Source organism: Ruegeria sp. AB9, assembly GCF_056542585.1.
On sequence record NZ_JBQGAA010000004.1, the window covers coordinates 53,063 to 69,666 of the forward strand.

16 protein-coding genes are annotated in these 16,604 nt (G+C 56.8%); 8 read left to right on the forward strand and 8 right to left on the reverse strand.

Annotated features, from left to right (window positions below; genetic code table 11):
- Window positions 1-224: 224 nt before the first annotated feature.
- The 3 genes from ACR0K5_RS11825 to ACR0K5_RS11835 all read left to right on the forward strand — a co-directional run bounded on the left by ACR0K5_RS11825 (window position 225) and on the right by ACR0K5_RS11835 (window position 2,457).
- Window positions 225-764, forward strand: a complete 540-nt coding sequence (locus ACR0K5_RS11825; protein ID WP_480629854.1) for a hypothetical protein — start codon at window positions 225-227, stop codon at window positions 762-764.
- A gap of 766 nt (window positions 765-1,530) precedes the next feature.
- On the forward strand, window positions 1,531-1,737 hold the full coding sequence (locus tag ACR0K5_RS11830; protein ID WP_298850459.1) for a cold-shock protein: 207 nt from the start codon (window positions 1,531-1,533) through the stop codon (window positions 1,735-1,737).
- 165 nt (window positions 1,738-1,902) lie between these two features.
- A complete protein-coding gene (locus ACR0K5_RS11835; RefSeq protein WP_480629855.1) occupies window positions 1,903-2,457 on the forward strand; it encodes a L,D-transpeptidase in 555 nt (184 codons plus the stop codon).
- A gap of 18 nt (window positions 2,458-2,475) precedes the next feature.
- On the opposite strand, the gene ACR0K5_RS11840 is transcribed toward ACR0K5_RS11835, so the two are convergent.
- Window positions 2,476-3,102 (reverse strand): arylesterase, encoded by a 627-nt coding sequence (locus tag ACR0K5_RS11840; RefSeq protein ID WP_480630055.1) that lies wholly within the window; start codon window positions 3,100-3,102, stop codon window positions 2,476-2,478.
- Window positions 3,103-3,168: 66 nt separating this feature from the next.
- Here ACR0K5_RS11840 and ACR0K5_RS11845 point away from each other — a divergent pair, with 66 nt between their 5' ends.
- Together ACR0K5_RS11845 and ACR0K5_RS11850 are read left to right on the forward strand one after the other, a co-directional pair.
- Window positions 3,169-3,864, forward strand: a complete 696-nt coding sequence (locus ACR0K5_RS11845) for an ABC transporter ATP-binding protein (protein ID WP_480629856.1) — start codon at window positions 3,169-3,171, stop codon at window positions 3,862-3,864.
- A complete protein-coding gene (locus tag ACR0K5_RS11850) occupies window positions 3,861-6,389 on the forward strand; it encodes an ABC transporter permease (protein WP_480629857.1) in 2,529 nt (842 codons plus the stop codon). Before ACR0K5_RS11845 ends, ACR0K5_RS11850 begins: the two co-directional genes overlap by 4 nt.
- Window positions 6,390-6,391: 2 nt before the next feature.
- Here the strand turns inward: ACR0K5_RS11850 and ACR0K5_RS11855 are convergent, their stop codons facing one another.
- Window positions 6,392-6,838: an RrF2 family transcriptional regulator gene (locus ACR0K5_RS11855; protein WP_480629858.1), complete on the reverse strand. Its 447-nt coding sequence runs from the start codon at window positions 6,836-6,838 to the stop codon at window positions 6,392-6,394.
- A 93-nt stretch (window positions 6,839-6,931) separates the two neighbouring features.
- Here ACR0K5_RS11855 and ACR0K5_RS11860 point away from each other — a divergent pair, with 93 nt between their 5' ends.
- A complete protein-coding gene (locus ACR0K5_RS11860; RefSeq protein WP_480629859.1) occupies window positions 6,932-7,501 on the forward strand; it encodes a gamma-glutamylcyclotransferase family protein in 570 nt (189 codons plus the stop codon).
- Window positions 7,502-7,553: 52 nt separating this feature from the next.
- On the opposite strand, the gene gltX is transcribed toward ACR0K5_RS11860, so the two are convergent.
- The gene (gltX, locus tag ACR0K5_RS11865) at window positions 7,554-8,879 is read right to left on the reverse strand and encodes a glutamate--tRNA ligase (RefSeq protein WP_480629860.1); all 1,326 of its coding nucleotides are present in this window, start codon (window positions 8,877-8,879) and stop codon (window positions 7,554-7,556) included.
- 75 nt (window positions 8,880-8,954) lie between these two features.
- On the reverse strand, window positions 8,955-9,389 hold the full coding sequence (locus ACR0K5_RS11870) for a DUF1801 domain-containing protein (protein WP_480629861.1): 435 nt from the start codon (window positions 9,387-9,389) through the stop codon (window positions 8,955-8,957).
- A 116-nt stretch (window positions 9,390-9,505) separates the two neighbouring features.
- Here ACR0K5_RS11870 and ACR0K5_RS11875 point away from each other — a divergent pair, with 116 nt between their 5' ends.
- Complete coding sequence (locus tag ACR0K5_RS11875; RefSeq protein ID WP_480629862.1) at window positions 9,506-10,438, forward strand: MBL fold metallo-hydrolase; 933 nt, start codon at window positions 9,506-9,508, stop codon at window positions 10,436-10,438.
- Between the two features lie 4 nt (window positions 10,439-10,442).
- Here the strand turns inward: ACR0K5_RS11875 and ACR0K5_RS11880 are convergent, their stop codons facing one another.
- The 3 genes from ACR0K5_RS11880 to ACR0K5_RS11890 form a co-directional block, all read right to left on the reverse strand.
- Window positions 10,443-11,774: an NAD(P)/FAD-dependent oxidoreductase gene (locus ACR0K5_RS11880; protein ID WP_480629863.1), complete on the reverse strand. Its 1,332-nt coding sequence runs from the start codon at window positions 11,772-11,774 to the stop codon at window positions 10,443-10,445.
- A 137-nt stretch (window positions 11,775-11,911) separates the two neighbouring features.
- Window positions 11,912-12,280, reverse strand: coding sequence for a hypothetical protein (locus ACR0K5_RS11885; RefSeq protein WP_480629864.1), 369 nt, complete (start codon window positions 12,278-12,280; stop codon window positions 11,912-11,914).
- Between the two features lie 170 nt (window positions 12,281-12,450).
- Window positions 12,451-14,109 (reverse strand): NAD+ synthase, encoded by a 1,659-nt coding sequence (locus ACR0K5_RS11890; RefSeq protein WP_480629865.1) that lies wholly within the window; start codon window positions 14,107-14,109, stop codon window positions 12,451-12,453.
- A gap of 154 nt (window positions 14,110-14,263) precedes the next feature.
- Between ACR0K5_RS11890 and ACR0K5_RS11895 the strand changes: the two genes are divergently transcribed.
- Window positions 14,264-15,745 (forward strand): MORN repeat-containing protein, encoded by a 1,482-nt coding sequence (locus ACR0K5_RS11895; RefSeq protein ID WP_480630056.1) that lies wholly within the window; start codon window positions 14,264-14,266, stop codon window positions 15,743-15,745.
- A gap of 4 nt (window positions 15,746-15,749) precedes the next feature.
- Here ACR0K5_RS11895 and ACR0K5_RS11900 read toward each other — a convergent pair whose 3' ends face one another.
- Window positions 15,750-16,415 carry an SDR family NAD(P)-dependent oxidoreductase gene (locus ACR0K5_RS11900; protein ID WP_480629866.1) on the reverse strand — a complete coding sequence of 222 codons (666 nt, stop codon included), beginning with the start codon at window positions 16,413-16,415 and terminating at the stop codon, window positions 15,750-15,752.
- Window positions 16,416-16,604: the final 189 nt, after the last annotated feature.

The following is a 16,604-nucleotide window of genomic DNA, read 5'->3' on the forward strand; positions in this document are numbered from 1 at the left end:
GTACGCCTAGCGGTTAACACACTAGTTGAAACAAACCCTGGATCACCTGAACGCACGGCCGCCGTGCAAGATGTATTGCACGCTATGCGAAAAGACTTAGGAATCTCCGAGTGGGTTGCGCTCGCACCCATCACTCCTGAGCGTCTAAATTGCACCCTGTAAATTGATTGATGAAATCGCCATCCTATGGTTCCTAATAAATCAGAAATGGAGAAGTTATTTTGATGGCTAGGTTAGCAACGCTCTGTGTTCAGATTTCTGCTTTCCTCTTTTGCGGTGCAGCTAGTGCATTGGCGGAATCTCCAATGAAGGTCGCCACCTTTGCTGCTCCGGTGGATTTCATTTATTTCTTGCATAAGCACGACGGAGAACAGGAGAAATTCGATTCCACCGATAGATGGGTGGATCCAGAAAAGTCAGATGTGATTGTTGCATTCATCGACAACAGAGAAGATATCGGTTTTGTCCCGGCAAAACTCTACACTTCATTCCAAACTGTATTGTCAATGTTCGATACACATTTTTACGAAATACCAAGTCGTGTCTTTGGCGGCACATTAAATTCTGACGTTTACATTGTGTCCGTTTCAAGATTGCAACGCAGGTTGGCGGAGGACGGCTTTTCGAAAGAGCAGGCTCAAAACGGAATATTCATTTCATGTTTCGCAGCCGGCTTGGTCGAAGATTTTTATCGCCAAGGAAATCTAAATGCAAACCATCGAAAAATCGGAGACACTTGTGGGGAATATCTAAAAAATATGTAAATAGCTGTTTTGAACCCAGTAAGCGTAGGATGGGTGCTCGCACCCATCACTCCTCAATCCCCCAAATTCCAACCACATCAAATGATGGGTGAAATCACCCACCCTACAGCTCTCCGACCTTCCCTACGGTGACACCACCACTCCATTCTGGACCCACCCGACCCGCACGAACATCGCGATGAATTGACGAATACGGCCAATCGGTCGGACGTTCTACCAACCCGTGTTTGCCCGGGGCTCCGCCAGTTCGCACTTCGAAACGTCCACCGGAGGTTTCGCCACCTGCGGTGGATCGGCGCTTACCCCCAACAATACGTCATGTGATTGCGGTAATCCCGTTCGTCCCGAATGGTGTGCTCCCAAAACCGGCGCTGCCAAATAGGCGCTTCGCGTTTGTCGGCCCGTAGGCCGGGAATGCAGGCGCCGCAGTATTTGCTCACACCGTGACTTGATCACAAGACTGGCTAACGGATTCTGATTTCCGTTTGTATATTCCGGCCCGTTAACCACATCATATAGAATACGCTCAAAACGATGGGCGAACCCGTCGGCGAAATCTTGTACAAACAGGACATTTGACCCTCAAACCCTTGCACAAAACAAACAAACTCCCTTGTCACAATCCCGCCTCAATGCCATATGCAAAGAGCTTACGTTTTTCTATTCGACCTACTGTCTCCTTCATCGGCAGTCAGTCTATCGATACAGACCGACGACGCCAGGCTGCCGCAACTCCGTGGGCAGCACTAAAACAGGAGATACGGATATGCCCGCAGGCACCGTAAAATGGTTCAACACCACCAAAGGCTTCGGCTTCATCGCACCGGAAGAGGGCGGTAAAGACGTCTTCGTCCACATCTCGGCTGTCGAACGTTCGGGCCTGACCGGCCTGGCCGACAACCAGAAAGTCACGTATGAGCTGCGCGCCGGTCGTGACGGCCGCGAAAGCGCCGACAACATCCAGCTTGCCTAAGCTTGCGATCGGGTGAGGGGAATCCCCTCGCCCAACTCCCGCCACGGCCTTTGGTGGCAGGCGGGACACATCACGACCGCGTGATGCCTGCCCCAGAATTGACCAAGTATCATATCATGATGAAACTGGTTTTCAGGTTTCATGGGTCATTCGATGAGGGTTTCGATGTTTACACGCCGTGTTTTTCTGGCCGGGACTGCAGCCAGTTTGTTGCCGGGTCTCGCCAGCGCCAAGAAAGCGGTCGAGTACGATCCGACACCGCAATTCGTGCGCATCAAAAAGCAGTTTGTGCCTGGACAGCTGCTGGTCGCCCCCCGCTCATTCTATCTCTATTACGTCACCGAGCCTCGCAAAGCGATCCGCTATGGATGCGGCGTCGGCAAGGCGGGGCTGGAATTTACCGGCACTGCCACCATCGATGTGAAAAAGGAATGGCCGACCTGGCGCCCGACCGATGAGATGATCGAGCGTGATCCCGTTGCTTACGCAAAGTTCAAAGACAATGACTATGTCCAACCCGGTGGCGGAGATAACCCCCTGGGCGCGCGGGCACTGTATCTGTTCCAGAATGGTGTCGATACTTATTTCCGCATTCATGGCACAACTCAGCCGCAAACCATTGGTCGAGCAGTATCAAATGGGTGCATTCGGATGCTGAACGAACATGTGATTGATTTGTACAACCGGGTCCCGATCGGAACCGTTGTTACAGTCGTCTGATTACGTGTGGACGGGTGTCTATCTCTCTCCATCCGCCTGATCTACTAGCTTCAGTACAGATGGGCCCAGAGATTCAACGATCTTTGCCACCCCAGCCGCGTTCGGGTGAATTCCGTCAGGTTGCATGAACTGCGACACCGCTCCCGGGTTACCCTCTGCGGCAAGTCCCTCAAAGAAACTGTCAACAAAGAGAACCTCGAACTCCTTCGCCAATTCAGGATACATTCCGTCGAAAGCTTTCTTGTAGTCGGCTCCATAATTGCCCGGTGCCTGCACCCCGATCAACAGAACCGCGACATCCGCGTCAAGCGCAACCTCAAGTATCTTGCGCAGATTGGCTCTTGAGACGGCAGGATCGATCCCGCGCAGCAGATCGTTCCCACCCAAGGCCACGATCATCCCGTCCACATCCGGCGTCAGGGTCCATTCCACCCGCGCGGCCCCGCCAGCCGTAGTATCTCCGGAAACGCCAGCGTTAATTACCCGAACATCTGCCCCCTGAGTCTGGAGCCAAAGGTCAAGTTGCGAAACAAACCCTTTCTCCTCTATTAATCCGTAGCCTTGTGTCAGCGAGTCCCCCAGGGCGGCAATTGCCACCTGTTCAGCTGTGACCGGGAAACCGCACCATGCGAAAAGGCATGTCATCAAAGCCTTGCGCAATGTAGTGATCACTCCATATCCCAAAAGACCGCTCCTTTTTCGGGTAGACCCATGACGACTGCAGTTCTCGCCCTCCAAAATGCCGCTTTGTCACTGGATGGCAATGCCGGGCAGGTCGATATTTTGCATGACATTACGTTGTCTGTGAACAAGGGTGAAACGCTGGGACTTATCGGGCCTTCGGGCTCGGGCAAGTCTTCATTGCTGATGTTGATGGGCGGGCTGGAACAGGCAACGAGCGGCCAGGTAGCCGCTTTGGGGCAGGACCTGACCGGCATGGATGAGGACGCACTGGCCCGGTTTCGACGCGATAGCATGGGTGTGGTGTTTCAGAACTTCCACCTGATCCCGACCATGACGGCGCTTGAAAACGTGGCGACCCCCCTGGAGCTGGCCGGGCACAGGGATGCGTTCGATCGGGCCGCGCGTGAGCTGGAAGCCGTAGGCCTGTCGCATCGTCGCGATCATTATCCGGCGCAACTGTCGGGCGGTGAACAACAACGTGTTGCTTTGGCACGGGCATCAGCACCACGTCCCAAAATCCTGCTGGCGGACGAACCGACAGGGAATCTGGATGAAACAAACGGTGCCGCTATTGTTGATCTGCTGTTTGGTCTTCGCCGGAAATACAATGCGACCCTCGTTCTGGTGACACACAGCCATTCCTTGGCGGAACGATGTGATCGCGTCGTTCGTTTGCGTGATGGCAGGATCGCGGAAGAAACCCGGCAGGAGGCCGCGGAATGAGCTTGCGGCTCGCCGGGCGGCTCGCCCGTCGCGAGCTGCGCGGAGGCCTGCGGGCCTTCAGGATCTTTCTGGCCTGTCTGGCGCTAGGGGTTGCAGCCATTGCTGCCGTTGGCTCCGTGCGTCAAGCCGTCCAGACCGGGCTGGCGCAAGAGGGGGCCTCGCTGCTGGGAGGTGATGCCGAGCTGGAATTCACCTATCGATTTGCCGATGAGGCCGAGCGCACCTGGATGCAGCAGACATCCGAACAGGTCTCCGAGGTTGTCGATTTCCGCTCAATGGCTGTTGTGCCGCGTGCCGCCGGACCAGAACGTGCTCTGACGCAGGTCAAGTCGGTCGACACTGCCTACCCACTTATTGGATCGGTTCAGCTTGAACCGGACATCACCCTGGAAGACGCCCTGAACGGCAGTTCCGGTTTGCCTGGGGCCATTATGGAGCCTGTGTTAATAGACCGGCTTGGATTGTCCGTTGGTGATCGTTTTGCGCTTGGCAAGCAAGAATTCGTCCTGACGGCAGCCTTGCTGAACGAACCCGATAGCGCAGCGGACGGTTTTGGCCTTGGACCACGCACTCTGGTGCTAACCGAGGCGTTGCAGGCGTCCGGCCTGCTGGAGCCCGGAACTCTGTTTTCAACGAAGTACAGGTTGACCTTGCCCCAAAACACCGACCTTCAGGGCGTGTCCTTAAAGGCTGAAGCCGCGTTTGAAGGCACCGGGATGCGCTGGACCGATGCGCGCAATGGTGCCCCCGGAATATCCGAGTTTGTCGGCCGACTGAGCGCCTTTCTCGTCCTTGTCGGACTGTCCGGTCTTGCCGTCGGCGGCATCGGTGTTTCTGCCGCCGTGCGTGCTTATTTGACTCAAAAAACGGAAACCGTTGCAACGCTGCGCACATTGGGGGCGGATCGCGCTACCATCTTTCAAACCTACATGATTCAGATTGGCGTGCTGTCCGTCATAGGGATCGTGATCGGTCTGACGCTGGGCGGGTTGATGCCGCTTCTGTTGGCTCCTCTGTTAGAAAGTCAATTGCCGGTTCCGGCAGTGTTCTCACTGTACCCGCAACCGCTGATCGAGGCGGCACTCTATGGCTCACTCACCGCTTTTCTGTTCACCCTTTGGCCTTTGGCCCGAACCGAGGACGTGCGCGCCGCAACTCTGTTTCGTGACGCACTAAGTTCTGCCCGCCCCTTTCCGCGCCTTTTTTATGTCGTGGCGACGGGTATCGGGCTGGCGTTGCTCATAGCCATTGCATCATGGTTCAGCGGCTCTACCCGGCTCACCCTCTGGACCACTGGCGGGCTTGTTGGCGCACTGGCGCTGTTGACCCTCGCCGCTTATGCCATTCGTAGACTGGCGCGGGCAGGCGCTCCGCTGGCCCGCGGACGCCCGACGCTACGTTGGGCGTTGTCTGCCATCTCGGACCCGCGCGAAGGCGCAGGGTCTGTGGTTCTGTCACTCGGGCTGGGCTTGTCTGTGCTGGCAGCGGTTGGGCAGATCGACGGCACTCTGCGCAACGCGATCTCGGGCAACCTTCCGGATGTCGCGCCTTCCTATTTCTTCGTCGACATCCAGAAGGATCAAATGCCGGGCTTCACCGAGCGCCTGCAAACCGACCCTGCTGTCAGCCGCATTGAAAGCGCGCCGATGTTGCGCGGGATCATCACGCAGATCAACGGCCAACCCGCGCGGGATGTGGCCGGAGATCATTGGGTGCTGGAGGGGGATCGCGGCGTGACCTATTCGGTTAAACCTCCTTCGAATGCACGCATCACTGCAGGTGAATGGTGGCCCGAAGATTACGCGGGTGCGCCTCTGGTCAGCTTTGCCGCAGAAGAAGCCGAAGAAATGGGTTTGAAACTGGGCGACCAACTGACCGTCAATATCCTCGGGCGTGACATCACCGCAGAACTGACCTCGCTGCGCGAGGTGGATTTTTCTACGGCGGGCATGGGGTTCATCATGTCCATGAACCCGTCTGCCTTGACCGGTGCGCCGCACAGCTTTATCGCGACGGTCTACGCTGAAGAACAGGCCGAGGCCGCAATCCTGCGAGACCTTGCAGGTCAGTTCCCGAACATCACTGCCATTCGGGTACGCGATGCTATTGACCGCGTCTCGGGTCTGCTCGCAGGCATCGCCGCAGCGACTTCTTATGGCGCAGGTGTATCCCTGCTGACCGGATTTCTGGTTCTCATTGGCGCAGCGGCGGCGGGCGAACCGGCCCGCAGGTACGAGGCAGCAATCCTCAAGACATTAGGCGCAGATCGTGGCCGCATCCTGCGGAGTTTTGGCTTGCGGTCTGTCCTGCTTGGGGCCGCTGCGGGCTGCGTCGCTCTGCTTGTTGGCATATTGGGCGGCTGGGCTGTTGCCACCTACATCTTCGACACAGATTTTTCGATCATCTGGTCGTCAGCCTTCAGCATCGTGCTGGCCGGAATAGGCGTCACATTATGTGCAGGTCTGATATTCGCCCTGCGCCCACTCTCCGTTCGACCGGCCCGCATTTTGCGAGCCAGCGACTAATGTCAACGTACACAAGCCACGGGCTGCAAAAGCTTCATCAGCGGATCATTGTCACACACCAGCGCGTCCAAAGAAACGTCGTCAAGGGATGCATAGAACACCTCGGCCGCGTCTTGTAACGCCAACCGCAACCGACATGCATCCGTCAGCGGGCAAGTGTTATCAGCGTCGGCAAAGCACTCGGCAATAGGCAAAGCGCCTTCAACATGCCGAAACACCGCGCCTATACGTATCTGGTCCGCCGGACGCGCCAGTGACATACCGCCGTTTCGGCCGCGCTGCGTGCTCAGGTAGTTCAGCTGGCTGAGCTGATTGATAACCTGCGCCAGATGGTTTTCCGAAATATTGCATACCTCGGCGATTTCGGATTTCGTGACCAACCTGTCTGGGTGAGCTGCGCAATACATCAACAGGCGCACAGCGATATTCGTCCGTTTGGTAATCCGCATAAGGGCCTCCCTGGATTCAAGATGCAACCTTATTGCATGTCCGGGAAAAAAGCGGTTTGACATACATCAATCGATCAAAAGGACGCCTCCCGCATGGCTGACCCCTATTTCTTTGGCTATGGCAGCCTTGTGAATCTCGCGACGCATGACTTTCCCGATCCCCGCCCTGCGCGACTGAGGGGCTGGCGACGGGCCTGGCGCCACACCGATCTGCGACCTGTGGCGTTTCTAACCGCCGTGCCTGACCCAGAGTCAGAGATTGATGGCATGATTGCACATGTGCCAAAAAATGACTGGGCTGCACTGGATGAAAGGGAATGGGCGTATGATCGGGTTCCGGCGACGCATTCGATTTCACACCCACTGACTCACGACGTCGAAATCGCTGTCTACGCCGTCCCACAAGATCGGCATAACGAGCCCAGCAATCTTCACCCGTTACTCCTCAGTTACATCGACGTAGTCGTTCAGGGCTACCTGAGGGCATTTGGCGAAGACGGCGCGGATCGCTTCTTTGCCACCACCACAGGCTGGGGCGCCCCGATCCTGAATGATCGCGCCGAACCGCGTTATCCGCGCCACCAGCAGTTGAAACCTACTGAGCGTGATTTTGTCGACGACCGCCTGACCAGATTGTCGGTTCAGATCCAGCAACCGGCTTAACGAAAAGGGGCCGCGCACTTGGCACAGCCCCTATCTGTAATTTTCAACCATGTTAGCCGTGCGCGCGGATCACCTGAAGCAGCGGCAGCAGAGCAGCCATTTCCGGCCCACGCTCCATACCGGTCAGCGCCTTGCGTAGCGGCATGAACAGGCCTTTTCCTTTGCGGCCTGTCGCCTCTTTCACAGCTTTGGTCCAGGTTCCCCACGTCTCGTCATCGAACGGGCCTTCCGGCAGAAGAGTCATAGCCTCAGTGATGAACTCCTGATCCTCATCGGCGATCAAAGGCTCGGCCCCGTCGCGGCACAGCTCCCACCAGCCCTTGAGATCGGCCAAAGTGGTAATGTTCTCGCGCGCCATAGCCCAGAAAGGCTCGGCCAGCTCGGCAGGAACACCAGCATCCGCGACTGCATCGGCCACATCGGCCAGCGGCAGGGATTGCAAATGCTTGGCGGTCAGCGGGAACAGGTCCTGCACGTCGAACTTGGTCGGCGCCGCGCCAAACCGGTTCACGTCAAACCCGTCGATCAACTCAGCCATGTCCGAGCGCAACTCGACCGGATCAGACGACCCCAAACGCGCCATCAGGCTCAGCAGTGCCATTGGTTGCACGCCCTGTTCACGCAGATCGCGCAGGGCCAACGTGCCCAGACGCTTAGACAGAGCTTCGCCTTGTGGACCGGTCAGCAGCGAATGGTGCGCGAAACGCGGGCACTGACCGCCCAGCGCTTCGATGATCTGAATCTGGGTTGCCGTATTGGTCACGTGGTCCGAGCCGCGCACAACATCGGTCACGCCCATCTCGGTATCGTCTACAACCGACGCAATTGTATAGAGGACCTGACCATCGCCACGGATCAGAACCGGGTCAGAAACCGACGCTGCATCAATCGAGATGTCGCCCAGAATACCATCATTCCATTCGATACGCTCGTGGTCCAGTTTGAAACGCCAGACGCCATTGCCACGCTCGGCACGCAGCGCCTCTTTCTCGGCATCCGACAGGTTCAGCGCGGCGCGGTCATAGACCGGCGGTTTGCCCATGTTCAGCTGTTTCTTGCGTTTCAGATCCAGTTCGGTTGGCGTTTCGAACGCTTCATAGAACCGGCCCATCTCGCGCAACTTATCGGCTGCCTCGGCGTAACGATCCAAACGCTCCGACTGACGCTCAACCTTGTCCCAATGCAGCCCCAGCCACTCCAGATCCTGCTTGATGGCATCGACGTATTCTTCTTTAGACCGCTCAGGGTCGGTATCATCGATGCGTAGAATGAATGTACCGCCAGCTTTTCGGGCGATCAGATAGTTCATCAGGGCGGTACGCAGGTTGCCCACATGGATGTAACCGGTGGGCGACGGGGCAAAACGGGTGGTTGTCATGGGTGTCTCCTGTTGGCGCGGCTCTTGTCACATAGGGGCGTTTTTGTCCAGTCGCCGCTTAGTCCATCAGGTTATTCAAGAAGGCTCCACTGGCCACAATCTGTTCAAATCGTCCAACCCGGCGAGGATTAACTCAGACAAAACACTCGTTTCGATATCCGCCAGCTTGTTCACGTAAAGACAGGATTTACCCAGCTTGTGCTTGCCCAATCTGGCCAGGATGTTCCCGAAATCCGCGTAGCCCGGCATGATGTAGATCACCAACGCTGACTTGCGCGGGGAAAAACCGGTTGCCAGGAAGTCCCCCTCGCGACCCGATTTGTAGCGATAGTGGTAGCGGCCATAGCCGATGATCGATGGACCCCACATGACCGGCTCATATCCGGTAGTCGCGCGAAACAGATTGTCCAACACATGTGCATCTTCGGCCCGCCGCGCCGGTTCGACCTCCGACAGGAACTCCTCAACGCTTTGATCCGTTGGAACAGTCTTGTTTTCTGATCGCGCCATGAACAAAAATTAACACGTAATGTTCATCCACGCACCCCATCTGGATGGCGTATAAGCTGGCAAGAGACTCACGACGCCCTAACTGAACCAATGATGTCCTGACAGGGAGAACAATGATGACGATTAAACTCACACGCCGCGCCGCCTTGGGAACTGCCGCTGCCTTGCCGTTTGCAACTGCAGCCGCGCCGGTTCTGGCCGCAAGCCCAGAAGCCAAAGCAAGTTCGGCCATCGCCAGGTCATTTCAGGTTGGCGACTTCACAGTCACGACCCTGCTGGATGGCAGCTTTCCCCGCGACGGAGCCAAAGAGATTTTCGGTGGCGGAGCGACGGACGAAGAATTCGCCAAGGTTTCGGCGGAAAACTTCATTTCGGCGGATGCCGCACAATTTTTCTTTACCCCCTCGCTGGTCAACACGGGCTCGGAGCTGGTTCTGTTTGACACCGGCCTGGGGCAAGGTGGCATTCAGACCGCGCTGGCTGATGCGGGTGTGACCCCGGATCAGGTTGATGTTGTCGTGATCACACATATGCACCCCGACCATATCGGTGGCATGACGACCGATGGCGCGCCCACTTTCACCAATGCACGCTATGTGACGGCCGCCCCGGAATATGATTTCTGGGCAGCTCAGGACGCAGGCAATCGTGTCGGTGATCTGGTCGCTGAAAAAGTCACGCCGCTGGCCGAAAAAATGACCTTTGTCGAAGATGGGGGCGAGGTCGCATCGGGCATCACCGCAGTTGCCGCATTCGGCCACACGCCGGGTCACACTGTTTACCATCTGGAAAGCAACGGACAGCGTCTGGTGCTGACAGCGGATCTGGCCAACCACTATGTCTGGTCTTTCGCTCATCCGGAATGGGAAGTCCGATTCGATATGGACAAGGCCGCAGCAACAGCCGCGCGACGCAATGTTCTAGGCATGTTGGCCGCCGACAAGGTACCGATGGTCGGCTATCACATGCCGTTCCCCGGCGCTGGTTATGTTGAGACCCGTGGAGAAGGCTTCCGCTTTGTCCCGGTCAGCTATCAGATGATGGGTTAAATTGTCAGTACCCCGGATCCGGTCGCACTTTTGAACCGTCGCTGAACCGCGACAGGCGAAAAGCAGCCGGGTCCACACAAGGCGTTGTTTCGGAAACCAGATCAGCCATCAATCGCCCTGCGCCGGGTCCGATCCCAAAACCGTGGCCGGAAAATCCCGTGGCAATGTACATTCCCGGCAAATCGTCCACGCCCGAGATGACAGGAATGGCATCCGGGGTCACATCGATCATACCCGCCCAACTTTGAACGATCTCGCCCTTTTGCACAGCGGGAAATCCCTTGCGGGCGCTGGCCCAGGCCCGTCGCAACGCCTTTTGAGACGGTTCAGGATCCAAGATCCGGCAATGTTCAAATGGTGTTACATCGGTTGGCAGCCACCTCCGATCCTGTTGTGCTTCGATCGTCCAGCGTTTGGACAGGCGAAAGCGCAGAGATTTCCATTCCTGTGCAAAAGCTGGCATGAACTGCATCGCCAATCGAAAACTATCCGGCACAATGTCCACTGTATTCTCGTGACCGGACGCAATTGTAAAACCGCCATCGGCCCGTTTTCGGATCGCAAAGCCGTCCGACCACAACGATGTCTCCGGCCCGTCCGCGACCGGAGAAGTGCGAAGGACCGTATTCAGAACTTTGAGCTGCGGCAGTTCAATTCCCGCATTGCCCGCGAACAGGCGCGACCACGCGCCCCCGGCCAGAACGACACACCCGCTGGCAACTTTCCCGCGCTCCGTGAAAACACCTGCAATACAGCCAGCCTGAACGTCCAAACTGCGCACGGCGCAATTTGTCATGATCACGGCACCCTGGCCTCGCGCAGCTTCGGCGATGGCTGGGGCGGCCCATTGCGGTTCGGCACGTCCGTCTTGCGGCATATACAACGCGGTTTCAAAATCCGTTTGGTTCCCCGGCAATAGGTCTGCCAATTCTCGCCCCGAAACCATCCGCGCACCGGTTTGCAAACCTTCCACATGGTGCAACCAACGCTCCATGTTACCCGCATCCCGCTTACCTGACGCGCCGAAAAGGATACCGGACCGGGTATAACCGGTCTTGCGCTCCAGCCGGTCGTCAAGCGTTTGCCAGATGCGGGAAGATTCTTGCATCAAGGGAATTTCCCTTGGGTCGCGCATACCCAGACGCACCCACCCCCAATTGCGCGAGCTTTGTTCAGCAGCGATCTGCCCCTTTTCACACAGAAGAACCGAAGCGCCCCGCTCTGCCAGTTCCAGCGCGATTGAAACACCGATGATGCCTCCGCCAATGACCACAACATCGACGGATTTGGGAAGGGCAAGATCAGATTCTATGGGTGTCGGTTTAGGAGCGGTCATCAATAGGCCTTACTCTGTCGCTTGGACCGTTATGGAGACCAAGAGACAAAGCATAGGCAACGAAAATTGCCACCTTGACCAGAGGAATTGTGGCATCTGTGACCCAGACGCCAGAGATTGTGATTGCGGCTCGAAGGCTACGCCGCGCCGGACAGTTCCGCCCATTTCTGGCGCAAGATTACGGACAACCGTGTGTCCTTCAGTGCCGCTTGCGCAGTCACGTCTTCCTGCGGAATCAATTTCGGAAACTCGGGCCGCAACGTGGCCACAGCCCGATCTTCTGACTGCCGCTGCTCATTCAACAGATCGGCAATCGCAGCATCCAGCTTCTCTTCATCCAACTCTTGCGGCGGAGACTCCATTGTCCGCCATTTCAAAAGTGCATGAAACGGTCTTCCATATTCCTCGTACATAACAACACCAAACCATTCACTCAGACATCCAACCCCGGATGCGCCGCGTTCACCAAAATTAGCTTTGCGCCTTCGACAAACAATGCGTCTCATCCGCCCCACATTGGGCAACTTCCAAGCAAAAATGTGGCAGAAAAATGTCACCCGAACAAGTCTGGGGCGGTCTTTTTTGCCCCATTTCACACGCAAAACCCCTCCGAAGGGGAACAATACACGCCAGGGAAACTTCACTGTTTCCAATAATCTAGGTGAAACTTAAATTTTCAGTGACGGTCGCGCCAGCGATTCACAATCGGGTACCGCCGATCCAGCCAGAATGCCCGCTTGCTCAAGCGCGTGCCCGGAGCGGACTGGAACCGTTTATACTCGCTGATATAGACCAGATGTTCGACCCGTCGCGCATCGACCTCGTCAAACCCGGCGGCGACACAATCTGCGATCGACCCATCCTGATCGACCAGAATGTCCAGTATCCCATCCAGCACCGGGTAGTCGGGCAAGCTGTCACTGTCCTTCTGATCCTCGCGCAGTTCGGCGCTTGGGGGTTTGTCGATGACCGAAGGGCGGATCACCTCGCCCTCAGGCCCCATCATCCAGTCGCGATGATTGGCGTTGCGCCAGCGGCATGTTTCGAACACGCGGGTTTTGTACAGATCCTTGATCGGATTATAGCCACCATTCATGTCGCCATAGATCGTGGCATAGCCAACCGCGACCTCGGATTTGTTGCCGGTGGTCAACAGCATCTCGCCGAACTTGTTCGAGATCGCCATCAGCAAAAGACCGCGCAGGCGAGACTGAATATTCTCCTCGGTCAGCCCCTCGTCCAACCCTGCAAATAATGGGGCCAAGGTGTTTGTGACAGCTGCCCGGCTTTCAGCAATCGGCACATAGTCATAGTGCACGCCAAGCGCCTTGGCGACGGCCTCGGCATCGTCCAGTGATTCCTGGCTGGTATATTCCGATGGCAGCATCACGCAGCGAACATTGTCAGCGCCAATAGCGTCTACCGCGATGGTTGCCACCAATGCGGAATCGACGCCGCCGGACAATCCCAGCAATGCCTTTTTGAAGCCGGTCTTGCCCATGTAATCGCGCAGGGATTGTACCATCGCGCGATAGTCCTGCTCCCACACATCCGGCTGAGGCACGATCTCCGCAGGCACAATGCGCCAGCCATCATCACCTCGCTCAAGATCCACCTGAGTAACCGCTTCGTCGAACACAGCCATCCGGAAGGCCAGCTCTCCGCCCGGGTTGAGGCCAAAGCTGGCACCGTCAAAGACCTGATCGTCCTGCCCGCCAACCATGTTCAGGTAGATCAGCGGCAGGCCAGTCTCAACCACACGCGCGACCATATGGTTCAGACGCACATCGTATTTGTTTCGGAAATAGGGTGATCCATTGGGGATCAGCAGAAATTCGGCACCGGTTTCCTCCAGCGTTTCGGCCACATCCGGGTGCCAGCTATCCTCGCAGATCGGGCTGCCAATCCGGAAATTGCCGACCGAATACGGCCCACCAAGAGGACCCGCATCATATAGGCGTACTTCGTCAAACACTGTCTCATTCGGCAGGTGGTGCTTCAGAACCTTGCTGGTTATCCGTCCCCCCTTCAGGATCAGGTAAGCGTTGTACAGCTTTCTGTCCTCGACCCAAGGACCACCTATGGCAATCGCGGGCCCTTCGGCGCAATTCTCGGCCAGAGACTCGACCGCCTCCATGGCCGCGCGATGGAACACCGGCTTCAGAACCAGATCCTGCGTGTTGTAGCCGGTGATGAACATCTCAGGGAAAGCCACCAGATCGGCACCCTCCACCCTACCCTGTTCCCACGCGGCAACGACCTTGGCGACGTTGCCTTCGATATCCCCCACGGTCGGGTTCTGTTGCGCCAGAGTAATGCGGAAACGGTCGGCCATGCTGCCCTCTTGCCTCGTCAGTCCTATTGCCATTTAGCAGATCACCGCGCGAGTAAAAGGCCAATGCGGCAAAACCCGTTGCTCTGCCCTCGACGGTACCTTAGTTTTGCGCAAAGGGATGCAACCAAAGATGACCGGGCAGGCAGGACCAATAATGAACGTGATCCGAAACTCAATTGGGGCTGTGGTGATGAGCCTGGCAGCCGCGACCGCTTTGGCGCAGGACGGCACGATTATCGTCAAGGATGACGAAGTGGGTGGCGTCTATGAGGGCACCTATGAAAACGGCCTGCGACACGGGACGGGAACGTATCGGCTGCCGAACGGATTCGAATACACCGGCCAGTGGGTGGAAGGCGAAATTCAGGGCCGGGGCATCACCAAATACCCCGATGGATCGGTTTACGAGGGTTCGTTTGCTAAAGGTCAGCCTGAAGGGCGCGGCAAGATCGTTTATGCCAATGGCAGCAGCTATGACGGCGAATGGTCCGGCGGATCCATCAACGGCGCTGGCGTTGCTGAATTTGCCAATGGCTCGCGCTATGAGGGTGAGTTCAAAGATGCACAACGGCACGGCAAAGGCAAATTGACCTTTTCCGACGGGTACGTCTACGACGGTGACTGGGTGAACGGTCAACGGCAAGGCAAAGCCAAGATCACCTATGCCGATGGCGGCGTTTACGAAGGCGACGTTAACGCTGGCTTGCGCGATGGTACAGGCACCCAGAAGATGCCGGATGGATTGGTATATGAGGGCGAATGGGCGCAAGACCAGATCACCGGGACAGGCCGCCTGACCTATGCCAATGGCGACGTCTACGAAGGCGAACTGGTCGAAGGCCGCCGTTCGGGAAAGGGCAAAGTAACACACGCAGCAGGGGACGTGTATGAGGGCGATTTCGTAGATGATCGCCGCCATGGTAAGGGCACGTTCACTGGAACAGATGGTTTTGTGTACACTGGCGACTGGAATCAGGGTCAGATAGAAGGGCTGGGTGAGCTCACCTATCCCGACGGCTCAGTTTATGTCGGCGATTTCGTGGCCGATCTGGCAGAAGGAAATGGCCGCATCACCTATCCCGACGGTTCAACTTACGAGGGTGAATGGATCGCAGGTGTTATCGAGGGTCAGGGCACAGCAACCTATACAACTGGGATGATTTACAAAGGCCAGTTCAAAAACGCGCAAAGCCATGGCAAGGGTGTGGTGACCCGCGCAGACGGTTCGGTCTATGACGGTGACTGGATCGATGGGGTCCGTCAGGGCAAAGGCAAGGCAACCTACTCTGACGGCACGGTATACACCGGGGATTTCCTGAACGGAAAACGGCACGGTAAAGGGCAAATCGTGACCCCTGCCGGATTCAAGTTTGACGGTGACTGGTCCGATGGAAAAATCAATGGCGAAGGTATCGCGACCTATTCGAATGGCGACGTCTATGAGGGCAACTTTGTCGACAACAAGAGGCAAGGCAGCGGAACCATGCGCTATGCCAACGGGCAAGAGGAAACCGGCATCTGGGAAAACGGAGTTTTGCCAAATCAAACCCCGGACCAGCAGAGCACCCCAGACACTCCGGCACAGCAGACCGATGCGGGAGCAGAGACCATAGAACGTGAAGCTTCTGACAATTGATCACTCACCAGGGAACAGGTTTTCCGGCCCAGTCATAAAACCCGCCGGTATCCGCTGGGGTCAACCCACGGATCACAGACAACAAGTTGCTGGAAGCTTCCTCTGGTTCAACGGCGGGATGCCGGTTCAGGTACTTTTGAGTGAACTCAGTCTTCACCGTACCGGGATGCAGCGCGACACAAGTCGCCCGTTTGTGCGTCCGAGACAATTCAATTGCCGAGGTATGAACAATCTGATTAACCGCCGCCTTGGCCGCGCGGTAACTGATCCAGCCCCCCATCCTGTTGTCACCGATGGATCCCACCCGCGCCGACAAAACCGCGAAGACTGAACGCCTCTTTCGTGGTAACAGATGATGTGCCCGGCTCAATACCAGTGCCGGACCAACTGCATTCAACGCAAACTGATCCATCATCGCCTTTGCCGAAACAGATCGAACGGTCTTTTCCGGCGATGCGCCATCAATTTCCAATGCCCCCGACGCGACGAGAACCAGGTCGAACGGGCCAGTAAGGCTATCAAGCATCCTGATAGCTGTATCGGATTCCATCAGATTAAACCCATCAATCGAGCGGGAGAGGCGTTTCACCGAAACGGCCTGCGCCTCCAATTGCTCGCACATCGCCGCGCCAATTCCGCCGGAAGCACCAATAATCAACGCTGTATCCATCTGCGATCAGCTAGCGGCATGAGCGGATCAATCAAGGGAAATGGTATAAGGTACCCCGTGCACCTCAACATGTCGAAAATTGGTTCTTTTCATTCCTGCCGTCGTCTGTATAACCTCAACCACATGATCAACCGCGCAGATATCCCATTTGCCGACACCGCCCTTCGCGGTGCGTCTCTGCGTGGCCTA

Excerpts from the sequence above, each read along its gene's own strand:
- ACR0K5_RS11825 (WP_480629854.1), top strand. The coding sequence starts at position 225 with ATGGCTAGGTTAGCAACGCTCTGTGTTCAGATTTCTGCTTTCCTCTTT.
- ACR0K5_RS11830 (WP_298850459.1), top strand. The coding sequence starts at position 1,531 with ATGCCCGCAGGCACCGTAAAATGGTTCAACACCACCAAAGGCTTCGGC.
- ACR0K5_RS11835 (WP_480629855.1), top strand. The coding sequence starts at position 1,903 with ATGTTTACACGCCGTGTTTTTCTGGCCGGGACTGCAGCCAGTTTGTTG.
- ACR0K5_RS11840 (WP_480630055.1), bottom strand. The coding sequence starts at position 3,102 with ATGACATGCCTTTTCGCATGGTGCGGTTTCCCGGTCACAGCTGAACAG.
- ACR0K5_RS11845 (WP_480629856.1), top strand. The coding sequence starts at position 3,169 with ATGACGACTGCAGTTCTCGCCCTCCAAAATGCCGCTTTGTCACTGGAT.
- ACR0K5_RS11850 (WP_480629857.1), top strand. The coding sequence starts at position 3,861 with ATGAGCTTGCGGCTCGCCGGGCGGCTCGCCCGTCGCGAGCTGCGCGGA.
- ACR0K5_RS11855 (WP_480629858.1), bottom strand. The coding sequence starts at position 6,838 with ATGCGGATTACCAAACGGACGAATATCGCTGTGCGCCTGTTGATGTAT.
- ACR0K5_RS11860 (WP_480629859.1), top strand. The coding sequence starts at position 6,932 with ATGGCTGACCCCTATTTCTTTGGCTATGGCAGCCTTGTGAATCTCGCG.
- gltX (WP_480629860.1), bottom strand. The coding sequence starts at position 8,879 with ATGACAACCACCCGTTTTGCCCCGTCGCCCACCGGTTACATCCATGTG.
- ACR0K5_RS11870 (WP_480629861.1), bottom strand. The coding sequence starts at position 9,389 with ATGGCGCGATCAGAAAACAAGACTGTTCCAACGGATCAAAGCGTTGAG.
- ACR0K5_RS11875 (WP_480629862.1), top strand. The coding sequence starts at position 9,506 with ATGACGATTAAACTCACACGCCGCGCCGCCTTGGGAACTGCCGCTGCC.
- ACR0K5_RS11880 (WP_480629863.1), bottom strand. The coding sequence starts at position 11,774 with ATGACCGCTCCTAAACCGACACCCATAGAATCTGATCTTGCCCTTCCC.
- ACR0K5_RS11885 (WP_480629864.1), bottom strand. The coding sequence starts at position 12,280 with ATGAGACGCATTGTTTGTCGAAGGCGCAAAGCTAATTTTGGTGAACGC.
- ACR0K5_RS11890 (WP_480629865.1), bottom strand. The coding sequence starts at position 14,109 with ATGGCCGACCGTTTCCGCATTACTCTGGCGCAACAGAACCCGACCGTG.
- ACR0K5_RS11895 (WP_480630056.1), top strand. The coding sequence starts at position 14,264 with ATGAACGTGATCCGAAACTCAATTGGGGCTGTGGTGATGAGCCTGGCA.
- ACR0K5_RS11900 (WP_480629866.1), bottom strand. The coding sequence starts at position 16,415 with ATGGATACAGCGTTGATTATTGGTGCTTCCGGCGGAATTGGCGCGGCG.